Origin of the sequence: Neoluteolibacter marinus (assembly GCF_014904755.1) — a bacterium.
Classification (GTDB): Bacteria; Verrucomicrobiota; Verrucomicrobiia; order Verrucomicrobiales; family Akkermansiaceae; genus Haloferula; species Haloferula marina.
Genome location: NZ_JACZFQ010000048.1, coordinates 29,313 through 53,755 on the forward strand (window position 1 = coordinate 29,313; position 24,443 = coordinate 53,755).

General features: G+C 65.7%; 13 protein-coding genes. 9 read left to right on the forward strand and 4 right to left on the reverse strand.

The window, feature by feature from the left end:
* Positions 1–140: 140 nt before the first annotated feature.
* The 3 genes from IG178_RS10905 to IG178_RS10915 are packed head-to-tail and all read right to left on the reverse strand — an operon-like array spanning position 141 to position 5,900.
* Positions 141–2,759, reverse strand: coding sequence for an AAA family ATPase (locus IG178_RS10905; RefSeq protein WP_193212579.1), 2,619 nt, complete (start codon positions 2,757–2,759; stop codon positions 141–143).
* Positions 2,752–4,938, reverse strand: coding sequence for an SIR2 family NAD-dependent protein deacylase (locus tag IG178_RS10910; RefSeq protein ID WP_193212580.1), 2,187 nt, complete (start codon positions 4,936–4,938; stop codon positions 2,752–2,754). Before IG178_RS10910 ends, IG178_RS10905 begins: the two co-directional genes overlap by 8 nt.
* Positions 4,935–5,900: a hypothetical protein gene (locus IG178_RS10915; protein WP_193212581.1), complete on the reverse strand. Its 966-nt coding sequence runs from the start codon at positions 5,898–5,900 to the stop codon at positions 4,935–4,937. Before IG178_RS10915 ends, IG178_RS10910 begins: the two co-directional genes overlap by 4 nt.
* A gap of 242 nt (positions 5,901–6,142) precedes the next feature.
* On the opposite strand from IG178_RS10915, the gene IG178_RS25495 reads away from it, so the two are divergent.
* From IG178_RS25495 to IG178_RS10955, 8 genes are all read left to right on the forward strand, one after another.
* Positions 6,143–7,927 (forward strand): peptidoglycan-binding protein, encoded by a 1,785-nt coding sequence (locus tag IG178_RS25495; protein WP_226895312.1) that lies wholly within the window; start codon positions 6,143–6,145, stop codon positions 7,925–7,927.
* 50 nt (positions 7,928–7,977) lie between these two features.
* Positions 7,978–10,212 (forward strand): TIR domain-containing protein, encoded by a 2,235-nt coding sequence (locus IG178_RS10925; protein ID WP_193212582.1) that lies wholly within the window; start codon positions 7,978–7,980, stop codon positions 10,210–10,212.
* On the forward strand, positions 10,209–13,061 hold the full coding sequence (locus tag IG178_RS10930) for a patatin-like phospholipase domain-containing protein (RefSeq protein ID WP_193212583.1): 2,853 nt from the start codon (positions 10,209–10,211) through the stop codon (positions 13,059–13,061). The genes IG178_RS10925 and IG178_RS10930 overlap by 4 nt, the downstream gene beginning before the upstream one ends.
* 83 nt (positions 13,062–13,144) lie before the next feature.
* Positions 13,145–14,761: an ABC transporter permease gene (locus IG178_RS10935; protein WP_193212584.1), complete on the forward strand. Its 1,617-nt coding sequence runs from the start codon at positions 13,145–13,147 to the stop codon at positions 14,759–14,761.
* A gap of 70 nt (positions 14,762–14,831) precedes the next feature.
* On the forward strand, positions 14,832–15,707 hold the full coding sequence (locus IG178_RS10940) for an alpha/beta fold hydrolase (RefSeq protein WP_193212585.1): 876 nt from the start codon (positions 14,832–14,834) through the stop codon (positions 15,705–15,707).
* A gap of 53 nt (positions 15,708–15,760) precedes the next feature.
* Positions 15,761–16,546, forward strand: a complete 786-nt coding sequence (locus tag IG178_RS10945) for a TerC family protein (protein WP_193212586.1) — start codon at positions 15,761–15,763, stop codon at positions 16,544–16,546.
* A 72-nt stretch (positions 16,547–16,618) separates the two neighbouring features.
* The gene (locus tag IG178_RS10950) at positions 16,619–17,194 is read left to right on the forward strand and encodes a 3-keto-disaccharide hydrolase (protein ID WP_193212587.1); all 576 of its coding nucleotides are present in this window, start codon (positions 16,619–16,621) and stop codon (positions 17,192–17,194) included.
* A 4-nt stretch (positions 17,195–17,198) separates the two neighbouring features.
* Positions 17,199–19,940 carry a PQQ-dependent sugar dehydrogenase gene (locus IG178_RS10955; RefSeq protein ID WP_193212588.1) on the forward strand — a complete coding sequence of 914 codons (2,742 nt, stop codon included), beginning with the start codon at positions 17,199–17,201 and terminating at the stop codon, positions 19,938–19,940.
* Here the strand turns inward: IG178_RS10955 and IG178_RS10960 are convergent.
* Positions 19,915–20,418 (reverse strand): hypothetical protein, encoded by a 504-nt coding sequence (locus IG178_RS10960; protein WP_193212589.1) that lies wholly within the window; start codon positions 20,416–20,418, stop codon positions 19,915–19,917. The two genes, IG178_RS10955 and IG178_RS10960, sit on opposite strands and share 26 nt — an antisense overlap.
* 170 nt (positions 20,419–20,588) lie before the next feature.
* On the opposite strand from IG178_RS10960, the gene IG178_RS10965 reads away from it, so the two are divergent.
* The gene (locus IG178_RS10965) at positions 20,589–24,371 is read left to right on the forward strand and encodes a glycoside hydrolase family 32 protein (RefSeq protein ID WP_193212590.1); all 3,783 of its coding nucleotides are present in this window, start codon (positions 20,589–20,591) and stop codon (positions 24,369–24,371) included.
* The last annotated feature ends 72 nt before the right edge of the window (positions 24,372–24,443 follow it).

Sequence of the window (24,443 nt, forward strand, 5' to 3'; positions counted from 1 at the left end):
TTGGTGATTCGTCGATCCCTTGCCCTCTGTCAATGTATTGCAGCGGACAAGAACCACGCCGGACATGGTGTCGTTGCCCGGAGCACCTGACCACCGGAATGCCGGCCGGGATCCCGGGACCGCGGTGGACCGGTCCGCTCTCAAGGTCCCTGCTCGATGAGCGGCAGCTTGCTTTCGCGCATCTCCAGCATCGTCGATTCCCTGTCGATCTCGGTTTCGCCCGGGGGATTTCCAATCGCGTCACCGGGCACCAGCCATGGCAGGAAGTAGACCTCGCACGGGACTTCCTCACGGATCCGCTCGACGTTTTCGGCACCGTGGAGCATCAACACCAGACGCCAGTCCCGGTAGTAGGGAAAGCGGCCCCACAGGCGGTTCAAACGGCAGATCGCGCGGGCCACGGTGATCGTGGTCAGTTCGTCCATGTTCTCGAACGGGTCGTCGAGAACGACCATCTGCAGCGGGTTGTCCTTCCGTCCCATTGCCAGTGCCAGGAACATCGCCAGACTGAGTGTGTTCAGCTCGGCGGTGTTCAATTTCACCGCGACGTCGAGGCCGCCCGAGTCGAGGGAAAGTTCGTCGCCGTTGGTCGCCATGCTAACATCCTCGTAGGCCCAGCGGGCAGGTGTCATGATCGCCATCAGTTCATTCAGGACCGGACTCAAGCCCCCTTTCACCCGCTCCTGCAGGGATTCGATGATCCCCGCATCATGTTCATGGAGGTCGCCACGGACTTGCTTCAGCTTCTCGATCGCCGCGACGATCGCAGGAGGGGCCGCCTCCAACGCCTCGCGCCGCCTCGCCACACTGCGCATCGAGCGGACAAGTGCCTGAGCCGGCCTGCGCGCATCCCGAATCAGATCACGGAAGTCCCATTTCCCGCCGGTCTCCGGTTCGTGAACCGGATGCCCGTCGATCCATGACTTCAGCAATTGCCCGAAGCCGGTGGTTCCGGGCAAGGTCAAGTCCAGGTAGCGGCCCACTCCGTCCAGGGCTTCCACCTCCTCGGCCGACAAACTCGCGGCCTCAGGGTCGTGTCCGGTCTCACCTCGCTGGATATCCGCAAGCTCCGTCGCCAGTTCATCGATGCGGCTCTCCAGGCTTGCGATCTGGTTCTCCAACTCCGTCTGCCGGCTCCCGGTCCGTTCGCGAATGCCCGCGAACAATTTCGGCTCGCTCTTCCATCCCAGTTTCCGCGCCCGCACCAGCGTCCGGGTGACGACCAGCTCTCGCCGTAGTAGATCGATTTTAGCCAAGGAGCGGAGCCATTCGTTGTGAAGCGTTTCAAAGCCACCGCGGGTACGGCTCCGTCCCATCCGCGCTCTGATAATCTTGGAGCGGGAAAGCCGCTCGAGCGCTTCTCCCGCCACCTCCGCATGGCGGGTGGTCAGATCGACCCAGTGCAGGAAACTCCGCCATTGTTCCTCCCGGGCGCCCTCCCCGGTGAGGCGATCCATCCAGTCCTCGATGAGATGAAGGGCATCCGCCACCAAGGGCACGTAGGCCGCCGGCATCGCCATGGGCGCGATATCACTCCAACCTTCGGGCAAAGCATCCTCCCCACCATGTTCCTCGATCAAAGCCGGCGGGATGGCGGCAAGTACCTCCCGGTACTGCTCCTCGGCCCGGCGGAAACGCCGGATCTTCTCCCGCTCCTCGGGGAAAAAGGCATCGAGCAGGATCGCCGCCCGCTGCCCCGGGGTGCCGAAGATCAGGTCGTTCGACATCCGCTGGTCCAACCGGAAGCCCGCCGCACGAAACCCCTGCCCCAACGGATCAATGCAACCGTTCTCCTCCACCGTGAAGCGCCGTGCCGCCGGCCCGTCCGAAAACCTCGCCTCGATCCTCAGCGTCCGCCCGGAGCCGGGGCCGCCGTGGGTCAGCACGTTGCGGTAGGAGATCCCCTGCTCGCCCGGCTGCCCCCGCCTTTCCCGCTCGCGTTCGATCCGGGCGATCTTTCCGGTCACCAGCAGCTCGAGCGATTCGACCAGGCTCGATTTACCGCTGCCGTTGGGCCCATGCACCACCACGACCCTTTCGGCCAACCTCCCGTCGCGGGGCTCCAGCAACCAGCGCCGCTCGCCGGAGACCCGGAAATGTTCCAACACCAGCTCCGTCAACCGGGGCTTCGCGTTCACCCCGCCAGCGGATCCGGGAAGACCTGCCATCCATTTCCGCGTCGAACCAAGCATCCATGAAAACGCCCGGCGCAAGGCCGCCCCATCCCCGTGATGCTCCGCCTTCAACAGGCTGACCCCGATCGAGTGCAGGATCGAGGTGGACGAGCTGATCTCCCGCAGGGCCTTTGCCACGGCTTCGGCCTGCTTGTCCCAGCGAAGGACCACCAGCACCACCTCCACCATGATCTTGGGCTCATTGGCTTCGGCCTGCTCGTCGAGCAGATGACGGAGATAGGCCGCTTGCTCGAGAATGAGTTCTACTTTCCCGGCATCGTCGCCGTCGAGGTAGTGGATGAGTCCCAAGGTCCGGAGCTCGCGGTCCAGGATCAAGGCATCCGCAGGGAATCTCGCCGCATCCGCCACCACCAGATCGAGAGACTTGCCTCCCTCCGCGGTGACCAGGGCCGGACGGTTCATCTCTCCAGGCGCCTTGTCCTTCTCCCATGCCTCGCGCTCCGGCCATTCACGGATCTTCAATTCCGACCTTGCCGGGTCCTCGCGGTACAAGCCGAGTTGCTCCTCCAGGCTCGCCGCCAATCGCTGGCCACACTCCTTCCGCGTGTATCCGCTTTTACCCATGATCTTGGTTTCCTTGGTTGAGTCCGACCCACCGCAACGCGCGTTCCAGCCCACCCGCCGGCGAATCGGCCGAAGCCCATTCCCAGAGCTGCTCCATGCCCGGAGCCTTGCCCTTCGCCCGGTGAAAGGGCCGCCGGAACTTTTCCGGCTCGCCCGCTTCCTTGGCGCCAACCGGCCACGGACAAGAGGAGGGACCAAGTTCCCACACCGTCTGGACCATTCTCGCACCACGCGACCGGAGCGGCGCCCCATCGCCAGGAAGGCTGGCCTGTTGGATGATCAGCTCACTTGGCAGACGGGTGCTCGCCCATTTGGATCCGCCTCTGTTCTGGAACAGCAAGGCCGGGCGGTTTGAAAGGCCCGGAAAAACCTCGCAGCCGGCGGCCGCCGCGATCCGATCCATCGCGAGCTCCAGCAGCACCCCGGTCACGGTCCACGCCGGCCGGGCGGATGCCGGAAAGTAATAGTGCTCGGTCGATCGCATCTCCCGTAGCCAGCCGCGGTACTCCGCGCCGCGCTGACCCGCCTCCAGGCAGGCGAATTCACGCAGGAGGTTCGGATGAAAACGGTAGCTCCACCGGATGATCCGGTACAGCTGGAACTGGTCGGTTGGCCCCGCCATCAAGGCTTCCCCGTCGACCGCTTCCGCCTTGAGCTTGTCCGCGAAGCGGTCCAGCACCCGCTGCACCAGCAAGCCATCCGGCCTGCGGTTGAGCGACTTTGTCAGGACCGCGTGAATTTCCTGCTCCAGCCATTCGGCCTGGGCCTCGCGGTACGCCCGGTGATAGGTCCACAGGAACACATCGTCCGTGTCGGGCAATGGACCCAGGCCGAGACGCTTGCCACGGAAGCGATGCCTCAGGTAATTCGGATGCTTGGCATCCCGGGTGCAGGTCTTTCCGGCAGCGGCCGTGGTGGCGGCTCGCAACACTTCCAGCCCGTGGAAATCGTGGTTGTTGCCGCCAGCCGCCAGCACATAGGCCGGCGCGCAGTGGTCCGCGTTGCAAGCCTTGGCCGGATCCTTGAGCCACTCGCGCCCCATCTCTTCATACACCGACCTCAGGGTGTCATGGATGACGGGATCCCGCATGCTGTAACCGCAGAACACCATCACCCGGCTGCGCAAAAGCGTCCGCAGGAAGTCCCGTGACCACGCGTCCTCCCGCCAGTTCTGGATCTCGCGGAAGGTGAATACCATCCGCGGCAAATAGCTGGACCAGTTGGCCTCGCCACGACGTTTCTCGTATTCCATGCCGCAGCCGTGCAGCTTCAGCAGGGTTGCGGTCCTGCCCCGGCCCCCTGCGGTGAAGAACGAGGTCGGTGACGCCACCGTCACCCATGCCGGTACCGGCAGTGGCGGCAACCTGCCGTTCGTCTCTCCCGGCCGATGGAATCCCGACAAGCGCAGCGCCCCTTCCAACAAGCGGTCGAAGTTCGTCGTGACCAACAGCGGGCACCAGCCCTCGCGCGCGAAGCGGGCCACGACCCAATGTCGCTCCTGGAGCTTGTGGCGGTAGCTTAGTTCCACCGCTTCGAGATCGTCCACCAGCGGCGCGCCACCCATGATCCGCGGCTGCTCACGGAAACCCATCGTGTCCAGGAACAAGGCTTTGCCCGCCCCGACCTTGCCTGACACCTGCTCCTTCCCGGCTGCTTCAATCAGGACCGGGTCGATCTCCTGCAGGGCCACGGCGTCCCCCTTGCCCCAGCGCTTCATCCACGCCGCCTCCCGCCGCGCGATCGCCGCGATCCGCCGGGCGGTTTCCTCCGGCGCCTCCCCTTCCAGCGACGGCATCAAGCGCTGATAGGCCAGGCAGATCCACTCGTTGAAATCGTAGTAGCGCTCGCAGAGCACGTCCATCACCTTGCCGTCGAGGTAGCGCTCAAGCGCTTGATGGACCGTCGATCCTTCCCGTAGGGCGAGACGGATCTTTCCGCGCCGGATCCTGGGCAACAGGAAGGTCTCGTAAAAATCACGACGTAGTTCCAACGCGATTTCGGGATCAATCCTCTCTTCGATGCAGAGACGGGTCATCGCCCGGAAGCGGATCAGCAACCGCCGGATCAGCCGCGCCGCCGTATTTCCCTCGCCGTCGATCGACATCCCCGCACCGAAGAAAAACACCGCCTGGCCCGCGCGAATGCTCGCCTGCAATGCCTCGTATCCCCTCGCCTTCATTTCTTTTTCCGGACGGGACTGCGGTCACCCTTGCCTCCTCCCGCCACGAACAGCGGCCGCACCTCATCCCACTTGACCTCAGCGAACCAAGCGAGCCAGAGCGGATCCGGCGGCGGCCTGTGCATGCTCCCCTTCATCTCCGCCAGATGGGCTTCGATCGAAAGTCCGTGCGACCCGATCCTTCCCAGCGCTCCACGGATTGCCTCCGGATCCAGATCCCCAGCCAACGACCAGGGTGTCGAGGGATCGAACGCGGCGTGGTAGAGCCACTCGGCGGCAACGGCCGGGTCCTGGACCGTTGCAGGTCCTTCAGAGCCCTCTTCCGCGAACCAACCGCGAATGTCTTCCTCCGTGAGTCTGCCATCACAAGCTTGCTGATAGTGATCGATCCAAACTCCCAAATCGAGGGATCGCATGAGTTTTTCCCAACGCAGGACGACCGGACGCCAGGACCGCTCAAGTTTCCTTGCTGCCGCCCCATCCCACAGATAGCGACGAATGTAAGTCGATGCGTGGACTGATTCGACTCTGGATGATGCAGCGTCCGCCGCAGCAGCCGCACGAGTCGCGGCCTCAGCCTCAGTGGCATCGGAAGCCGCAAGGTTCGCGGCTAATTGAGCGGCTGTTGCGGCGGCCGCATCCGCGGCGGCGGCAGCACGGGATGCAAACCGATTGTTCATCGAGGATTCATAGGCATTGGCTGCAGCGACGGCCGCGGATCTGGCGGATGCGGCCTCAGAACCAGAAATAGCAGCCAGCTCGTGAACCAATCGTCTCGCCTGCGTTTCATCAAATAGCTCCGAGTGAAACAGCGAGGACCAAGGCAGGAGAAAAGCTGCTCTCAAGCACTCCCTGATCTGTTCATGCGAATTACTGACCGCTTCAAGACCACAGAATGCCGGCCAAACCCTCATTGCAGCCCGGGCGGCACGAATCTTCAGGATTTTGTTATCATCTTTCACGATAAACCTCTGAATTGACGCTCACTCATCCGAGCGATTTCTGTCAGGAGCATCCAGCACAAACAACGCATGTCTCCCATTCAAGTTACTCAATACCCCCGAATAAAAAGCCATCCCTAGAATCAAGCCAAATCAATCAGTTAACACCGCAACCGCCATGATCTCTGGATTTTTTAAAGAAATGCCTTTTCACCGCCCCTGTTCTACCCCTTATCTCCGAATGAATTCAAAATCACACCGATATGCCCCCCCATATCTCGAAAGACCGGATCGCCTGGTTCAAGTCAACGTTCCGCCATGAACTGGAAGCCGCCGTCCGCGGAACCCCCTACTGCATCGACCTTCTCGCCGCCATCGCCTATCAGGAAACCGGCTACCTGTGGGGCCCGCAGATCAAGAACCTGACGGTTCCGGAAATCCTCGCGATCTGCACCGGCGACACGCTCGACCAACCGAAGCGGTCGGCCTTTCCCAAGACCCGCCGTGACCTTGAGCAGGCTGACAACGGCAAGGCGATGTTCAGGATCGCCCGCAGTGCCCTCGAACACGTGGGCAATTACGACAAGACCCTCGGCAACCTCGCGAAGAAAAACCCGGACAAGTTTTGCCACGGGTTCGGGATCTTCCAGTACGACCTCCAGTTCTTCAAGGAGGACCCCGATTACTTCCTGCAGAAGAAATGGCACGTCTTCGACATCTGCGTGTTCCTCTGCGTGAAGGAACTCCTCGCCGCCCAGGGGCGGATGAAATGGAACTCCAAGACCGAACTCACCGACTTCGAGAAGGCCCTGGTGGCGATCGCCTACAACAAGGGCAAGGCCGACCCGGCGAAGGGACTCAAGCAGGGCTACAAATCCAACGGCAAGTACTACGGGGAGAACATCGCCGAGTTCCTCAAGATCGCGCAATCGATCCCGAACCCTGCCCCCGCGGTCGATACGCCCGAACCCGCGATATCCACCACGGTGATCCCGGTGCCGATCGGCATCACCCTCCAGCTCTGCCGGGTCGCCGTGAACTCCTTCCTCAGCTTGCGCACCGGCCCCGGCACGCAGCATGACGAGATCGTCCGGATGCCGCCGGGCCAGCTGGTCCAGCGCATTTCCGAATCCGGCAGCTGGTCGGAGATCGAAGCGGCGATGGAAAGCGGGCCGCTCCGGGGCTACGCCCACTCGAGATTCCTGGAGCCAGCCACCGTCTCGCCGGTGATCACCGAGGGTCCACCGACATCCATCGATCTGGACAACGTGCCCGCCTACATCCGGCGCGAGGTCGACATGCCGGACAAGGAAATCTCCGGCGGCGACAAGGGCGTGCGGGTGCGCCGGGTGCAGGAGTGGTTGTGGCACCACGGCTTCCGCACCAGCATCGACGAGGATTTTGGCCCGGCCACCCGGAGATGCGTGGAGAATTTCCAGAAGAAACACCGGATCAAGGCGACCGGCTCGGTCGATTCCAGGACCTGGGAGACGCTGGTCGCTCCATTGCGGAGGGCGATGGGCGAACCGAAGGGAGTGAAGGGCAAGTCGCTCGCGGCAACGATCCGCGAAGTTGCCCGGCAACATCTCAAGGAGCACCCGGTCGAGATTGGCGGGGACAACCGGGGTCCCTGGGTCCGGCTCTATTGCCGCGGCAACGACGGCAGGAACTGGGCCTGGTGCGCCGGCTTCGTGACCTTGATCATGAAGCAGGCCTGTTTCTATCGCGGCCACCAGCCACCGCTGGAAGGTTCGGAATCCTGCGATTCGCTCGCCAACCAGGCGAAGGCCGCGGGTTTGTTCGTCCCGGAATCATCCCTCTCGTCGGGCAAGTTCAAGTGGCGTGACTTCGGAGACTGCGGGGTCTTCCTGCGCCGCCGGACCTCGACGGACTGGACCCACACCGGGTTCAGCCTCGGTGGCGACGGCGACCTCTTCGAGACCATCGAAGGGAACACCAACGACGTAGGCAGCCGCGAAGGGTTCGAGGCTTGCGCCCGGACCCGCAGCTTGTCGGGCAGCAACTATGATTTCATCCGGTTCGAGTGAGCTCGAATCCGCGCTCCAGCCGCCCGCCTGCCAACGGCCATTCTTCTCCCATGCCATTCCAAACTCCGGTCCGCATCTATGTCCTCTGGCACCCGCAGTGCAAGGAGGGCCCGGAACTCGCCCGTCGCATCTACCATTGGTTCCGGCTGCCCGGGGGCGACGGCATCCCGGTCTACTTCCGCTGTGCCGCCAATCCGGAAGCGGATTCATTCCCGATCATCCCCCGGAATTGCGATCACAATATCATCATCCCGCTGATCGATCCCCACATGGTGGCATCGATGCCTTGGCGCCGGTTGGCCGAGAAGCTCAACGGGATCGAAGCCGAGAGCGACTCCACCCGTTGGCATCTGCTGCCGGTTGCCCTGCACGACACCGCCTACCAGATGCCGAGTTCGGTGCGGAAGCTGAACTTCATCCGTCAGCTCGACGCGCCGGGCGCGGATGCCAAGGAAGCGCTGATGACCCGCCTCACCGAGGCACTCTGCCTGCTGCTCCGGCGCCTCGCCAATCCCTCCGAGATCAATCCGATCAAGATCTTCCTCAGCCATGCCAAGGCCGACGGCACGGACATACCGAAGAAGCTGAAGAGCTTCATCCAGACCGAAACCCAATGCCACACCTTCTTCGACGAGAATGACATCGCCTACGGCCATGACTTCGCCGAGGTGATCCGGAGCGCCCTGGAGAGCGAGTCGGCGGGCCTGCTGGTCGTGCAAGGCGACCACTATGCCGACCGGCCCTGGTGCCGGAAGGAGATCCGCGACTTCCTGCTGCCGGTCCAGATCCAGGCCCATGCGACCGGCTCGCCTCCCATGTTCTCGGTGATGCCGGCGGTGGTGGTGACCAATTTCGACGGCATCAAGGTGGCCCGGACGATTCCTGAACTCGGTCACACACCATCGGTGCAATGGAAGCCGGGAACCGCCCGCGCGGCGGTGGTCACCTTGCTCCGCGAAATCCTTTTCTCCAGCTTCTACCGCTTGCTCGCCCGGAAGGTGGTGAACGAAGGGCCCGCGGGTCAGCCCAACGGAACCCGCCTCCTTGTGAACCGGCCGCCCGACCCGGTGATGATCGAGCACCTCCTGCGGCTCGCAAAGGTTGATCGGACTTCAGAGGCGGGGGTGACCATCCACCACCCCGGACACGGGCTGTCGGGAGTGGAACTCAAGGGGCTACAGCTCATCTATCCCACGATCCGCTTCCACGCCTTCGGGGCGCTCAAGGAGGAAACGGCGGCCACCCCGGAGGTCGGGTTGTTCGCGGCCAAGGTCCTCGCCATCTCCGCCGGCAATGCCACCGACGGTGTCGACGCGGGACTGAGCGACGAGCACACGGTCGAACTGCTCACCAAGATCCTTCATCCCCTTTTCAAGGAAGACCTGTCGCTCCTTTACGGCGGCAGCCTTCCGGACTGGAACTCCAAGCCGGCATGGCAGTCTCCGGTCAACTTCACGGAGACCTTCCTCAACCTGCTGCTGGCCGAACGCGACAAGACCGAATCCAACCCGTCATCGGCCGTCCCCCGCCACGCCTCCCGCCTTTTCAACCTCAGCGCCTGGCCGGACTCCCTGGGATTCAGCATCGAGGACGAGGCGCGCTGGATCAACACCTGCTCCTTCCTCCGTGTGGATCAGGAGGCGGCCGGCATCCCGGTTGCGGACCGCCTCCCGGAGCCCGACTTCAACGGCGATGACAGCACCGCCACCCAGGCGAACATGGCGCGCTGCCTCACCGCCATGCGGCGGAGGGCCTGCGGGAAAATCTCGTGCGACATTCCCGAGGACCCCGAATTTTCCTTCACACCCCTCGCCCACCTCTTCATCGGCGGCAAGTTGACCGGCTACAGCGGCATCATGCCCGGAATCTGGGAGGAAGTCCTCCACGCTCTCGATCAGGAGCGGCCCTGCTTCATCGTCGGCGCGACACAGGGAGCCGCCGGCAAGCTCGCGGGCTGGTTGCTCGCCCACCCGCGCGAGCGTCCCGACGAACTGAGCCCCGACCATCAACTCAGGCAATGCCGCTGCCCCGCCGCGGTCGGGCACCTCGAGCAAGCGGCCCAGTCGGATCCTTCCATCTTGTTGCCGCGAAGGGCGCTCGACGAACTCTGGGGGCATTTGGAGAGAAGCGATCCCGACAATCTCACCGCCACCCTCCGCAACGGGCTCGACCCGGCTTCCAACCGCGAGCTGCTGGAGGCGACGGACTTCCGCAGGATCGCCGAGCTGATCCGGCAGGGGCTCGAGGCACTCGCAACGTCCACCCCGCAATCGCTCTCCCCATGACCGCTCCGGATTCCGACCCCGACGCCGGCGACCTCCCGGAATACTCCCAAGCCGACAAGGACGCCGCCGAGGCGCTCCTGTCCGAGCTGGTCACCCGCATCGTCATCCAACCCCTGCCCTATCAGTTCGGCATCGAACGGAAGGCGCTGGAAAGCCTCTACGCGGTGTTCGATGTCACCCGCGCGATCATACGCGACAACCCGGGTTGCCTGAAATTCGCCGCCAGGGCCTTCGACATGCTCAACTGCACGCTCCGGCCGGTCACCTCGAAGTGGGACCGGCCCAACGAGGACGGCGCACTGGAGTCGCGCGACGGCGGGGACGCCTTCCGGGTCGATTTCGCCGACGTCCAGGAGAAGCTTCTCGCTTTCGCCGGGGAGATCCAGCGGATGGCTCATGGCGACTCGGCCGGCGAAATCAAGCGGGTCGATCACCCGCTGACCCGCCGCCAGCTGGATGCATTGATCGGGACCGAGATTGCCTATGGCATCCCTGCGAACGACCAGATCGAGGTCCACAAATCCGGCGGCATCGGGGTCGCGGAAATCAACACCGCGGAAAACCAGGAGGTTGAACGGCGGCGGGCTTTCTGGAAAGACAACCGCCAGAAGGACCTCGGGAACGACGGCAAGGATGCCATCGGCATGGCCTTTTCCGGCGGCGGCATCCGCTCGGCCACCTTCTGCCTCGGGGTCACCCAGGTGCTGGCGGCCAAGAAGCTGCTTCCCGACGTCGACTTCCTCTCATCGGTCTCCGGTGGCGGCTACGCGGCCTGCTTCATCGCCCGCCAGCTCGAAGAGGATCCGCAAGTCGCCATCACCGCTCCGCCTGACGCGAGGAAAGCCACCGATCTGTCCGCCCTCGCCGGACCGCACGGTCCCGACCCCGAGCCGATCCGCTACCTCCGCAACCGCGCCAAGTACCTGATGGCCACTGACCTCTGGGATGCCGTCGGCATGGTCACCTCCACGGTGATGGGGATGCTGCTGCATTGGCTGGCACCGCTGGTCATCGTCATTCCCCTGGCGATCCTTTTCGGCCACCTGTTCCCGGACTTCGAGAATGACTGCTGGTCCTGGTTGTGCGGCAGCGGAGGCGGGCTGGTGCTGGTCAGCGGCCTCTTGTTCTTCGGCGCGCTCCGGCTCGGCAAACCCACGGCCGCACGCCGCGCCGGCTGGCTGTTCGCGACGCTAACAGTCCTCACCGCGGCCCTGTTCCTCGGCTGGCTGGCGGACTGGCTCTACGGCATCCTGTTCCTCCACGACCCCAGCCGCCTGAACCAGTCCGGCAATTGGGCGAACATGGAGAAGTTGTGGTCGACCCTCCTCGCGTCCCGGGTCTGGGTGAAGACCGGCCTTGGCGGAACCTTGAGCCTCGGAGCCCTTGCTTCGGTGTTCACCATCGCCTTGCGCTACCTTCCCATCATCCGGAAGCCGGAAACCCGGCTCCTCGTCACCAAGATCACCATCGGCCTCGCCGGCTTCATCCTCCCGCTCATCGGCTTCATCCTCTTCTTGCTGCTCTGCGGCATCTCCCGGGTGGAGCAAATCAATCTGCCCGCATCCTACACGCTCATCGGCGGCGGAACCGCGCTGCTGCTCTGGATCTTCTTGGCCTCACTGCTGATTGCCGCCGTCATCCTCAACATCAACCTGACCGGCCCCCACCGGCTCTACCGCCGCGGCTTGAGCAAGACCTTCATCGGCAAGCGCGACGACGAGGAACCGGAAGTTCCCCTGAACGGAGTCGGCCCGGACCAGCAAACCGAGCCGCCGGAAAGAAGCCGCCGGGTTCCCTACCAGCTGATCAACGCCGCCGCCAACCTGCCATCGAGCACATCCCCCGGCCTGCGCGAACGCCGTGCCGACTTCTTCCTGTTTTCCAAGCACTGGATGGGAAGTCCGGTCCTCGGCTATCACCCGACCGGAAGCTGGAAAATGAACGGACGGGCCGCCGACCTCGCCACCGCCATGGCCACCTCCGGCGCGGCGTTCTCGTCGAACATGGGCCTCGGCTCGCTGCCGCCCCTCCGCGCCCTGCTGACCGTGCTCAACATCCGCCTTGGCTTCTGGATCCGCCAACCCGGGAAGCCTTTCCCCTTCGGCAAGATCGAGGGCACCCATCCGTCCTTCGTCTGCCTCCTCCGCGAGATGACCGGTCTCTGGATGGACGAGCAGAAGGCATGGATCAACCTTTCCGACGGCGGCCACATCGAGAACCTGGCGACCTACGAATTGCTGCGCCGCCGCTGCAAGTTCATCATCTGCGTCGATGGCGAGTCGGATCCCGGCTTCACCTTCCACGGGCTGATGACCCTCATCCGCCACGCCCAGATCGACCTCGGCATCCGGATCGATCCCCAGCTCGACGACCTGCGCCCCGGCAGCGCCACCGGCTACAGCCGGACCCACTACCACCTCTGCCGGATCCATTACCCCCAAGCGGGGAAAGACCGGCCGGAGGCAACCGGCCTGCTTCTCTACATCAAGCTGTCGGTCACCGGCAACGAGTCCGAGCTGATTCGCCGCTACCGCATCAACAACCCGGCCTTCCCCCACCAGACCACCCTCGACCAGTTCTTCGACGAGGAACAATTCGAAGCCTACCGCCAACTCGGGGTCCACGCCGCCGAAGGCCTTTTCTCGCGCTGCCTGATGCGCCTTCCCGCGATGCCCGAAGACGACGCCGGTCAGGGCGGCTGCGGCACCGGCGACCAAAGCGATCCGGACTGCCCCGACGACCGCGACGCCAAGTTCACGCCGATTTCGATCAAGGACTGGTTCCGCCGGCTCGCCGCCAATCTCCTGCTGCCCGAACTCGACGACCGGCCGCTCAAGCCCGGACAGTGATCGCCGTGCGGCGGACCAGGGGGGTGGCTCCACACCCGCATACCCTCCTTGCCCGCGGGGCGCTTCGCGGCTAGGCAAGGCGCATGGCCCGACGATCCTTCAGCTTCATGCTTGCCTGGCGCTACCTCAACCCGCGCCGGGCGATGCTTTCCGCCGTGACCTTGATCTCGGTGACGGGGGTGCTGCTGGGGGTGCTGGTGCTGGTGGTGGTCATGGCGGTCTACTCCGGGCTCGAAAAGGAGGTGAAGGGCCGCCTGCTCGGCTTCTCGCCCCATGTCAGGCTCGAATTCACGCCGTTCGCCGGCTTCCGCGAACCGATCAGCGACTGGCAGGAAATCGCCGGCGCGGTGGCCAAGGAACCGGGCGTGGAATCCGCCACCGCCTTCGTCCAGGAGTACGTGCTGATGGTCGACATGGCGTCTCGCAAACGGCCGGTGTTTTTCCGCGGCGTGGACACCGCGGATGCGTCGCAGGTCGCCGGCATCGACAAGCTCCTGGACCGCACCGATCACCCGGACAGCTCCGCGGACATGGGCCTCGACGACAAGATCGTCGTTTCGTCCACCATCGCCCGCCAGTTCGGGCTGCAGGTCGGTGACACGGTGAAATTCCTGTCCGCCCAGAATCTCGAGGAGATCGAACGCATCGACCGAATCACCCGCCGGCCGCCGGTGCGCGAGGAATTCGCCGCACAGCTCGATGAGGCGAAGTCGAGGCTCAAGTCCTCCTTCGTGGCCCGCGAAGGCCGATTGTTCCTCGACAACGACCGCTACAACGAGCTCTACGAGCCGCTCTTCGACATCTACAACCAGGAGATCCGCGGTCCCGAGCACGATATTGTCGGCGAGTTCCTCGGGATGCTCGATGAGGGGGACCAACAGGAGGACGGAACCTATTTCGCTGCCGGCTTCCCCGACCAGGCCGCCGCCAAGCTCACCGAACTCGACGCCACCGATATCGAGAAGATGGACTCTGATATCCTCAAAACCATCAAGGAGATCGTGCTGCCGAAGGAAGCCAAGGTGACCGGCGTCTACCTGGCATCGAACATGGCGCTGACACCCGACGTGTTCATGCCGTTGCCGCTCGCCCAGGAGCTCGCCGGCTTGCAGGGCGCGGTGCAAGGGATCGCGGTGCGGCTCGACGACCCCTATCAGGCCGAGCGCTACGCCCGGGAATTCACCGCCAAGCTGCCGCCCGACTGGCAGGCGGTGACCTGGATCACCGAGTTCGGCGACTTCTCGCGGCTGATCAACCAGCAGCGCATCATGATGTACTTCGCGCTGTCGTTCATCATCCTGGTGTCCGCGTTCTCGATGATGGCCGTGATGTTCACCGTCACCATCCAGAAGCGCCGCGAGATCGGCGTGATGAAGGCACTCGGCGCGGCACCGGGCCAGATCGTGCGGGTCTTCGTCCACCAGGGGATGATCCTCGGCTTCCTCGGGGCGCTGCTGGGAACCGGCCTCGGCATCCTCGTCCTGGTTTTCCGCGGCAGCCTGCAGGCGGTGCTGCGAGGGATGCGCTTCGACCCTTTCCCGAAATCCTTCCTCGGCTTCGAGGAGCTGCCGGTGGCGTGGAACCCGGTCGAAATCACCGTCATCGCGGTCTGCGCCTTCATCCTTTGCTCCGTTGCCGCCTTCGTGCCGGCCTTCTTCGCGGCCCGCAGCGACGCGGCGAAGTCGCTGCGCAACCTGTGAGCGGTTGCGTCGATGATGTCGTCACGAACTTCGATGTGCGTCCGCCGCCACATCCGTTAGGCTGCGGGCGATGAAGGAAGAAGAATCGGTGCGGCTCCCCGACGGCCGCAAGCTCGGCTACGCGGAATACGGCGACCCCGGCGGGGCCCCGGTGTTCTTTTTCCACGGCTGGCCGAGCAGCCGCTACCAGGGGAAGCTGGTCCATGAGCTAGCCGCCGGCCGCGGGCTGCGGATCATCGCGCCCGACCGGCCCGGCGTCGGCCTTTCCGATCCCCTCCCGGCCCGCACCTTCGGCGCCTGGCCCGGGGATGTCGCCGCGCTGGCCGATGCGCTTCACCTCGACCGCTTCCGGGTCTACGGCATTTCCGGCGGCGGGCCCTACACGCTCGCCACCGCGGCCGCGCTGCCGGAGCGGGTCATCGCCGCGGCGGTCGTCTGCGGTGCCCCGCCCTTCGGCGACCCCGCCGACCGGGTGAACATGCACTGGGCCTACCGCACGATGTCCCGGCTCAAGGGCCTGCGCCGCACCACCACGCCCGCCGTCATCAAGGCCAGCCGCTGGATGATCGGTCGCGGCGCCGACCGCGCGCCGATGTCGTGGATGATGCGCAGCGTTCCGGCGGCCGACCGTGAGGCCATCCGCGACGCCGGCTGCTGGGAAAGCGTCACCCGCAGCTACCTCGAGGCGGTCCGCCACGGCTCCGGCCGGGTCCTCGACGAGGGCGAGCTCTACCTCGAGCCCTGGGACTTCTCCCCCGCGGACATCCGCGTGCCGACCGCTTTCTGGCACGGCCTGGCCGACAAGAACCTGCCTTGTGACGTCGCCAGGAAACTCGCCGCACGGGTACCGGGAGCGGAGGGCCATTGGATCGAGGGAGAAGGCCACTACTCGCTGCCGCTGCACTACCGCGCGCCGGTCCTCGACTGGCTGGCAGCGGCAAGTTGAAGGATCGCGCTTGTTTCCACGCGGCCACGGCGTGAGCGTCACCGCCGCCGCCCATGGACTGGACTTACAATCTCCTCGGACCCGATCCCGCCGCGGGGATCATGGTCGTCTTCATCCTGATCCTGATCGAGGGCGTGCTGTCGGTCGACAATGCCGCGGTGCTGGCAACGATGGTGATGCGGCTGCCGGAAGACCAGCGCGGCAAGGCCTTGAAATACGGCATCATCGGTGCCTACGCCTTCCGCGGCGTCTGTCTCGCGCTGGCCGCCTGGCTGATCACCGTCTGGTGGCTGGAGCCGATCGGCGGCCTCTACCTGCTCCACCTGGCGTGGCAGCATTTTTCAAAGCACCGGTCGGTCGAGGAGGAGGGCGCAGACGCCGTCGCCACCGAGGGCAACTGGCTCTACCGGATGACCTTCGGCCGCCTCGGGCCCTTCTGGGCGACGGTCGCGGCGGTCGAGGTGATGGACCTGGCCTTCTCACTCGACAACGTGCTGGCCGCGGTCGCCTACGTGAAGAACTTCCCGATGCCGTCGAAGCTGGTCCTCGTCTGCACCGGCGTCTTTCTCGGCATCCTGGCGATGCGCTTCGCCGCCCAGGGCTTCGTGAAGCTGATGCACCGCTACCCCTTCCTCGAGACCTGCGCCTTCGTGGTCATCGCCATCCTCGGGGTGAAGCTGATGCTCAGCGTGCCGCGCCATTTCCTCCCGCCGGGAAATGCGGTCCACGACCTCCTCGCAAGCAAGTGGTTCGACCTCGGCACCTCGGTGCTCACGCTGTTGATCTTCATCGTGCCGGTGCTGGTCCACCGCATCAAAGGCCGCGCCCTACCCGATTGAGTCTCAGGCGCTCCTTGCCTTGACGGCGGGCGGACGGGCATCTTGCCTGCGAGGAACTCCAAAGAACCACGCATGAAAACCCTGCTGATTTCCCTGCTTGCCCTCGGCGCGCTCCACGCCGCGCCGGAACCGATCTTCACCGGCAAGGACTTGTCCGGATGGAAGATCGAAGGCGGCAATTACTGGACCGCGAAGGACGGCGTGCTGACCGGCGAAAGCGATGAGAAGAAGCAGAACTCCATCCTGTGGACGGAGAAGGAATACACCGACTTCACCATCGAAGCCGGGTTCCGCTTCGAGGGACATGTCGACTCCGGCTTCTTCCTGCGCGGGCCGAACGACCAGATCCAGATCGGCATCTCCGGGTCGCTGAAGCGCGACATGACCGGATCGCCGTACATCGCCTCCAAAGGCAAGTATCCGAAGGAAGCGGAGGGCGTGGCGGAGCTGCTCAAGGAAGGCGAGTGGAACACCATGAAGATCACCGCGAAGGGCAAGGTCTACACCGTCGAACTCAACGGCAAGAAGGTGCTGGAATACGAATCCGACACCGCCGGCGAAAAGGGCCCGGTCGGCCTGCAGGTGCATCCTGGCCTGCAAATGAAGATCGAGTTCCGCGACCTGAAGCTGGAAGAGCTCAAAGGCTGAACGCATGCAGTTGCGGAAGTTTTCCCGCTCCGGCGCGCTCGCCGGATGCCTGATGTTCGGTGCCGCCAGCGCCGCGGAGCTTCCCGCGGGCTTCACCGAGAGCAAGATCGCCGGCGGCCTGAACCCGACCACGATGAGCTTCGCTCCGGACGGGCGCTTGTTCCTGTGCGAGAAGCAGGGGCTGCTGCGCGTGATCGACGGCGAAGCGCTGCTCGACGAGCCTTGCCTCGACCTCACCGCCGCCATCGACAGCTGGAACGAACGCGGCCTGCTGAGCGTCTGCTTTGATCCCGAGTTCCCGCGCAACGGCTGGATCTACGTCTACTACACCCACAACCGCGACCCGCGCGACGGCAGCCACCGCTCCAGCAACAACCGCGTCAGCCGCTTCACCCTGAAGGGCAATATCGCGCTGCCGGGCAGCGAGAAGGTGCTGCTGGAACTCGACAACCTCTCGAAGACCGGCTGGCACAACGGCGGCGGGCTGGCCTTCGGCAAGGACGGCAAGCTCTACGTCAGCACCGGCGAGAATGCCGAGGGCCCGAACGCCCAGAAGACCGGCAACCTCCTCGGCAAGCTGCTGCGGATCGACAAGGACGGCAGCATCCCTCGCGACAACCCGCACTACCGGGATTTCAAGGGCCGCAACCGGGCAATCGTCGCGCTCGGCCTGCGCAACCCCTATGCCATCGCGGTGCAGCCGGGCAGCGGCCTGCTCTTTCTCAGCGAGGTCGGCGCGAACTACGAGCAGATCAACTCCTACGACTCCGCCGGCAAGCCGCTGGCCGTGAACTTCGGCTGGCCCGGGATCGACGGCCCGCCCCGCGACCAGGACCTGCCGCCCGGTTACCGCGCCCCGGCGCACGCCTACGACCATGGCAAGGGCAAGGGCACCGCGCTTTGTGGCGGCGACTTCTATCAACCGTCCCGACCCGGTCCCGGCACCTTTCCCGCCAGCTACAGCGGGAAGTTCTTCTTCTCCGACTACGGCGGCTGGATCCGCTACATCGATCCCGCCGATGCGGGGAATGCCCATGATTTCGCCACCGCGATCAATCGCCCGATCGATGTCGCCACGGCGCCCGACGGCTCGCTTTGGTACATCGAGCGGGCCGGCATTCCCGGCGGTTCCGACGAAGCCAACACCGCCAGCAAGGACGGCGCGCTGTGGCGGGTGCGGTGGAGCGGCGGTGGCCAAGCCGCCAGGCTGGCGGTGACAACGCAGCCGCAGGGCTCCCATGTCGCAACGCCTCTCGGCGAGGTGACGTTCGTGCTCCAGGACTCCGGCGGGAAGACGGTCGGCAGCGCTACGGACCAGATCACGGTTTCCCTCGATGCCAATCCGTCCGGCGCCCGCCTCACCGGAACCACCACCGTCGCAGCGGTCGATGGCGTCGCCACCTTCTCCGCGCTGGCGATCGACAAGCCCGGCCGCGGCTACACCCTGCGCGCCCGCGGCGCGGCGGGGGAAGTCGTCAGCGACGCGTTCGACATCGAACCCGGCACCGCCCCGGCCGTGGTGACTCCCGCCGGAGGGAGCTTCAGCGGCCCGGTTTGGGTTCGCCTGTCCTGCGCCACACCGGGCGCGACCTTGCGCTACACGGTCGACGGATCGGCGCCGGGTCCCGACTCGGCAATCTACAAGGAGCCCTTCCGGGTGGCCGCCGACACCACGGTTCGGACCATTTCTTCCGCGGGCAGCGCGGAGACCCAGGTGGCATTCCGGATCTCGGGCGACACGCCTTACGGCCTCGACGTCCGTCCACCGGTTGTCGGCCTGAAGCTGCCCGCCACCGCCGACGGGGGCATTCCGGCCGTCCTTTCCGCCACCGGGATCTTCATCGACCGCCAGCTCACCCCGCGTCCCGGTGTCGTGCCCTACGGACTGAACAGCACGATCTGGGCGGACGGCGCGGAGGTCCGGCGCTGGGTCGCCCTGCCGGGTGACGCGAAGGCCGGCTTCGCCCCGACCGGCGAGTTCCAATGGCCGGGCGGCACGGTCTTCGTCCAACACTTCGAGATCGCCAGCCGCCGCATCGAAACCCGCGTGCTGGTGCTCGATGCCAAGGGCACCTCCGGTTACGGCGCGAGCTACCGCTGGCGGCCCGACCAGTCGGATGCCGACCTGGTCGGGGAAACCGGCCAGGACGAGGTGATCAAAATCACCGACGTCTCGGGCACAAGCCGCGACCAACGCTGGAGCTACCCGGCGCGCGGCCTCTGCTTTCTTTGCCACACGCCGAATGCCGGCTTCGTCCTCGGACCGAAGGCCCGCCAGCTCAACGGCGACTTCAACTACCCGGGCGGCCACCGCGACAACCAGCTGCGGACCTGGAACTACCTCGGGATGTTCGGCCAGGACATCGGGGAGTCCGCGATCCCCGGGCTTTCCAGGACCTGCCGGATCGACGACTCGGACTCCCCGCTGGAACTACGGGTTCGCTCGTACCTCGACGGCAACTGCTCCCATTGCCACCGCCCCGGCGGCACCGGCGCAGGTTGGGACGCGCGTTTTGATACGCCCTTTGCCAGCCAAGGCATCGTCAACGGCGAGCTGCGCAACAGCTTCGGCATCGACGGCGCCCGCCTGCTCGTCCCGGGGGATCCGGCGAAGTCGATGCTGCATTACCGCATGGCTTCGACCGATCCCGCCGCTCAGATGCCGCCCGTCACCCGTCATCTCCCGGACACCGCGGCGCTGGAAATCCTCGAGCGCTGGATCAAGGAGCTGCCGGCGGACCGCTAGTCTCGAACGACTTGATCTTCCGCAAGGCGAAGCACAAGGGCGGCAGGCAGAGGATCCCGAAAGAGCAATCGATCAACTGCCAGCCGAACGGGATCCCGCGGATCGGCCCGCAGACGAGCGCCAGCGGAATGACCAGCAAGGACGCCGCGATCCCGACCTTCAGCACGCCCGCATATCGCACCGGCTCCCGCCACGGCAGGATGAAGAACAGAGCGATCATCAGGTGAGCAAAGGCCAGCCAGTCGGTGCCGTAAGCGAGGAAGGGATACTGCGCATGGGTTTCTTCCAGTCCCTCGCGGACGGTGAGGATCCAATGGGCCAAGCCGGTGTGCAGTTCAGGCTGATACCTGCTTTCACCCACGAGCAGGAGTGAAAGCCAACGGATCTCATGCAGCAGCGGGAAGGCTGTCACCCCGCTAATCACCAGGCCGGCGATCACGATGCCAACCGCCAGGCGGATTTGCTTCAAGGGAGTCATCGGTTGATTCTCCCGCTCCGCCATGCAGCGTCGAGGTTTCAACCGTGAAGAAGGCGCGAAGGATCGGTGGAGAAGCCGCGACCGATCCGCGCAAGCTGTCATGACAGGTGAGTGCCCCGGCCTCGAATTGCGGTTTGCTTCATGGCAGGATGGGACACCTTTCTCAACGGATGAAGGACCGGTTGCACCTCGTTTTCCTGCTCGCCGCGCTGGCCGCCCTCCCGGCCGGCGCCGCGGAGCCCTTGTTCCCGAACTCCGGATTCGAAGCGGGCACCCTTGCAAACTGGACCGCCTCCGGCAGCGCCTTCAGCCCCCGCCAGCCGACCTTCGGCGACAACACCACCGCCCGCGGCAACGTCGCCAGCCGCCATGACGGCGACTACTGGATCGGCACTTTCGAGAACTACGACGGCACCTCGGGGAGTCCCGGCGACACCCGCGGCGACGGACCCACCGGGACCCTGACCTCGCAGGAATTCACCATCACCCGGCGCTACATCACCTTCCGGATCGGCGGCGGCAGCCTGCCCGGCCAGACCGGGGTGAAGCTGCTCTGCGAGGGCACCGAGTACCCGATGGGCACCGGTTTCAACACCGAGTCGATGATTCCCGCAACCTTCGACGCCGAAGCGCTGGTCGGAAAGACCGCGCAGGTCGTCATCTTCGACCAGGCCAGCGGCGGCTGGGGCCACATCAACGCCGACGATTTCGAAGCCAGCGACGAACCCGCCCTGGCCGGCGACGGCGGCTTCCGCCTCACCCCGGGGATCCCGGCCGCCGCCCTTCCCGCCACCGGCTACGACCAGCCGCTGCGCCCGCAGTTCCACTTCAGCTCGCGCCGCAACTGGCTCAACGACCCGAACGGCATGGTCTTCGACGGCGAGAACTACCATCTCTTCTTCCAGCACAACCCGCTGGGCACCGGCTGGGGCAACATGACCTGGGGCCACGCCGTGAGCCCCGACATGCTCCACTGGCGCCAGCTCGACCACGCGCTGCTGCCCTACCAGGTCGACGGCCGCAACGGCACGATCTTCTCCGGCACCGCCGTCGTCGACCACAACAACAGCCTCGGGGTGCAGGTGAGCTCCCGCAAGACGCTGGTCGCCTTCTTCACCTACGCCAGCGAACCCTTCTACCAGGCGATGGCCTACAGCACCGACGGCGGGGTGACCTGGCAATATCACAACCAGGGCCGCGCGGTGGTGCCCAACCAGGGCTTCGACAGCGGCGAGCGCGACCCCAAGGTCTTCTGGCACGAGCCGTCGCAGAAGTGGGTGATGCTGCTCTGGGTGCAGAGTAACCCCGGCCGCATCCGCTTCTTCACCTCCACCAACCTGACCGACTGGACCTTCGCCTCCGACCTGCTGCGCGACTGGGCCTTCGAGTGCATGGACCTGTTCCCGGCCGCGGTCGACGGCGACCCGGCGCAGACCAAGTGGGTCATCTACGACGCGAGCTTCGACTACGAGATCGGTAGTTTCGACGGCACCACCTTCACCACCGAGGCGGGACCCTTCGACGCCAGCCGCGGGAACTTCTATGCGGCCCAGTCGTTCAACCAGGCACCGGACGGCCGCACCGTGCAGGTCGGCTGGATGAACGGCGGCCCCAACTCCGCGGACGCCTACGGCCTGCCCTTCAACCAGCAGATGTCGTTCCCCTGCGACCTGTCGCTGCGCACCACTCCCGACGGCGTCCGCCTCTGCGCCTGGCCGGTTCCCGAAATCTCGTCGCTGGTCACCGCGACCCACACGGTGACGGAACAGGCCCTCGCACCGGGCGGCAACCTCCTCGACGGCATCGGCGCGCTCGATCTGGTCGACCTGTCGCTCGAGTTCGATCCCGGCACCGCCACCCGGGTGGTCATCGAGCTCCCGCGCACCACCGTGAACTACGAGACCGCGACCGGCGCGCTCACCTTCACCGGCACCGACGGCAATCCCGCGACCGCAGTCGACGGCCCGCTGATGCCGCGCGACGGCCGGGTGAAGCTGCGGCTGCTGCTGGACCGGCTCAGCCTCGAGGCCTACGCCTTCGACGGCGAGCGCTTCGGCTCCCACTACCTCAATCCGGCGAACGGGGCGGCGGTGCCGTCGCTGCACGCGGTCGGCGGCGAGGCGTGGGTGCATTCGCTCGAGGTCAAATCGCTGGCCTCCGCGTGGCTGCCCGAAATCCCGCTCTCGACCAGCCTCGCCAATCCCGGCTTCGAGGACGGCCTTCCGTCCGGCACCACGTTCCGGACCGGCGTTCCCGGCTGGACGACCTTCGGCGACTGGAGCGACGCCGCGGGCGCCTGGGACGACAGCGGCGACGCCCTTGGTGTAGGCGACGGGTTCCCCGGATTCACCGGCAACGGCGCGGCGGCGATGAAGACCCGCCACGGTTCCGGCGAGGACCGGGCCGGGCTGTTCCAGTCGCTCGGCCACGTCGCGCTCGACGACCTCGGCAAGACCTTCACCCTCGGCGCCGACCTTGGCGCGCGGGTCATCGCCGGGGCGAGTTACTCGGGCGAGGTCAGCGTGTCCTTCCGGAAAGGCCTCACCGGCGGCGTCCGGGGAGACCGGGGCACGCTGCTCGGCACCGCGGGATCCCGGATCGTGAGTGCCAGCGGCGACGACCTGCCGTCCCTCTCCAATGTCGCGCCCCAACGCGTGACGGCCACCTTCACCCCTTCGATCGAGGACGTCGGCAGCGAAGTCTTCGCCGTGATCCACCTCCAGCTCCTCTCCGCCGATGCGGTGGATCCCGGCAGCGAGCAGCACTTCCTCGCCGACCAGCTCACGCTCGAATCCGATCTCGTCCCGCTCCCGGCCGGACCGCTGGCCCGCGAGTCCTTCGACTACCCCGGCGGATCCGCCAACCTCAGCGGCAGGGATGGCGGAACCGGCTGGGCCGGCGCCTGGCAGACGATCAACAACGGCAGCGCCGACGTGCCCGCCGGCTCGCTGGTCGCAGGTGCCAACGCTCCCGCCGGGGTCGATGACCGCGCCGCGGGCAACCGCGTCCATCTTCCGAACGGCCGCCGCGTCGGGCGTCTGCTGGACACCTCGCCCGCCGGAAATTTCGGAACCCACGGCTACCTCGACGGCAACGGCCGCATCGGCGCCGACGGGACCACGCTCTATGTCAGCTTCATGCAGCAGCCGGACGGGACGAGCTTGTTCTACGAGTTCGAGTTCCACCGCGACAACCTCGGCGACGCGGGACGCATTGCCGGCATCGGCAACGACCAGGCCGGCGACAACGTGAACCTGCGGTCGCCCGACGGCAGCCAGACGCCGATCGGCCCCGGCAGCACCGCGGTGAACTACTACGTCATTCGTATCGACTTCAAGCCGGGCGCCGACGACATCACCGTTTACCGCAACCCGGCCTCGTCGACCGAACCCGCCGCGCCTTCGCTCTTCAAGCCGGCGGCCGGGGACATGGCCTTCAATGGCATCTCCTTCGGAGCCTTCGTCAACGGCCGCACGGTGGCCCACGACGAGGTCCGCTTCGGCAGGACCTGGGCCGAGGCACTGGGCATCGACCCCTTCACCGCCTGGGCGACCTCGGCGGGCCTCGACGGATCACCCGGCAAGGAACCCGCCTTCGAGGCTGACGCCGATGGCGACTCGATCTCCAATGGACTGGAGTGGATCCTCGGCGGCAACCCGCTGGCCCAGGACGCCCCGGCGCTCATCGCCATCGATGAAAGCGATGGCCTGACGCTGACCTTCAACCGCGACGAGGCGTCGCTCGCCGCCGCATCCTTGTTTGCCCAATGGAATGACGGCCTCGACGGCGACTGGCACGACGTGCCGGTCGACCGCAACGGTGGCAGCCATCCGGGCGGCGTCGTGGTCAGCGTCGACGAAGCAGCCTCCCCCGACCGGGTCAGCGTCCGCATTCCGGCCGCGAATTCGGCCAACGGCCGCCTGTTCGCCCGCCTGCGGGCGGTCGTGCCCTGAGCCGCCGGCCCGCGCCGGGCGCGGTGACAACCTGTAAGGCCGGGTGGCGAACCTGCCATGACAGGATCCTTC

Coding starts and splice junctions, on each gene's coding strand:
- IG178_RS10910 (WP_193212580.1), bottom strand. CDS start 4,938: ATGAAGGCGAGGGGATACGAGGCATTGCAGGCGAGCATTCGCGCGGGC.
- IG178_RS10905 (WP_193212579.1), bottom strand. CDS start 2,759: ATGGGTAAAAGCGGATACACGCGGAAGGAGTGTGGCCAGCGATTGGCG.
- IG178_RS10965 (WP_193212590.1), top strand. CDS start 20,589: ATGAAGGACCGGTTGCACCTCGTTTTCCTGCTCGCCGCGCTGGCCGCC.
- IG178_RS25495 (WP_226895312.1), top strand. CDS start 6,143: ATGCCCCCCCATATCTCGAAAGACCGGATCGCCTGGTTCAAGTCAACG.
- IG178_RS10930 (WP_193212583.1), top strand. CDS start 10,209: ATGACCGCTCCGGATTCCGACCCCGACGCCGGCGACCTCCCGGAATAC.
- IG178_RS10945 (WP_193212586.1), top strand. CDS start 15,761: ATGGACTGGACTTACAATCTCCTCGGACCCGATCCCGCCGCGGGGATC.
- IG178_RS10940 (WP_193212585.1), top strand. CDS start 14,832: ATGAAGGAAGAAGAATCGGTGCGGCTCCCCGACGGCCGCAAGCTCGGC.
- IG178_RS10960 (WP_193212589.1), bottom strand. CDS start 20,418: ATGACTCCCTTGAAGCAAATCCGCCTGGCGGTTGGCATCGTGATCGCC.
- IG178_RS10935 (WP_193212584.1), top strand. CDS start 13,145: ATGGCCCGACGATCCTTCAGCTTCATGCTTGCCTGGCGCTACCTCAAC.
- IG178_RS10955 (WP_193212588.1), top strand. CDS start 17,199: ATGCAGTTGCGGAAGTTTTCCCGCTCCGGCGCGCTCGCCGGATGCCTG.
- IG178_RS10925 (WP_193212582.1), top strand. CDS start 7,978: ATGCCATTCCAAACTCCGGTCCGCATCTATGTCCTCTGGCACCCGCAG.
- IG178_RS10950 (WP_193212587.1), top strand. CDS start 16,619: ATGAAAACCCTGCTGATTTCCCTGCTTGCCCTCGGCGCGCTCCACGCC.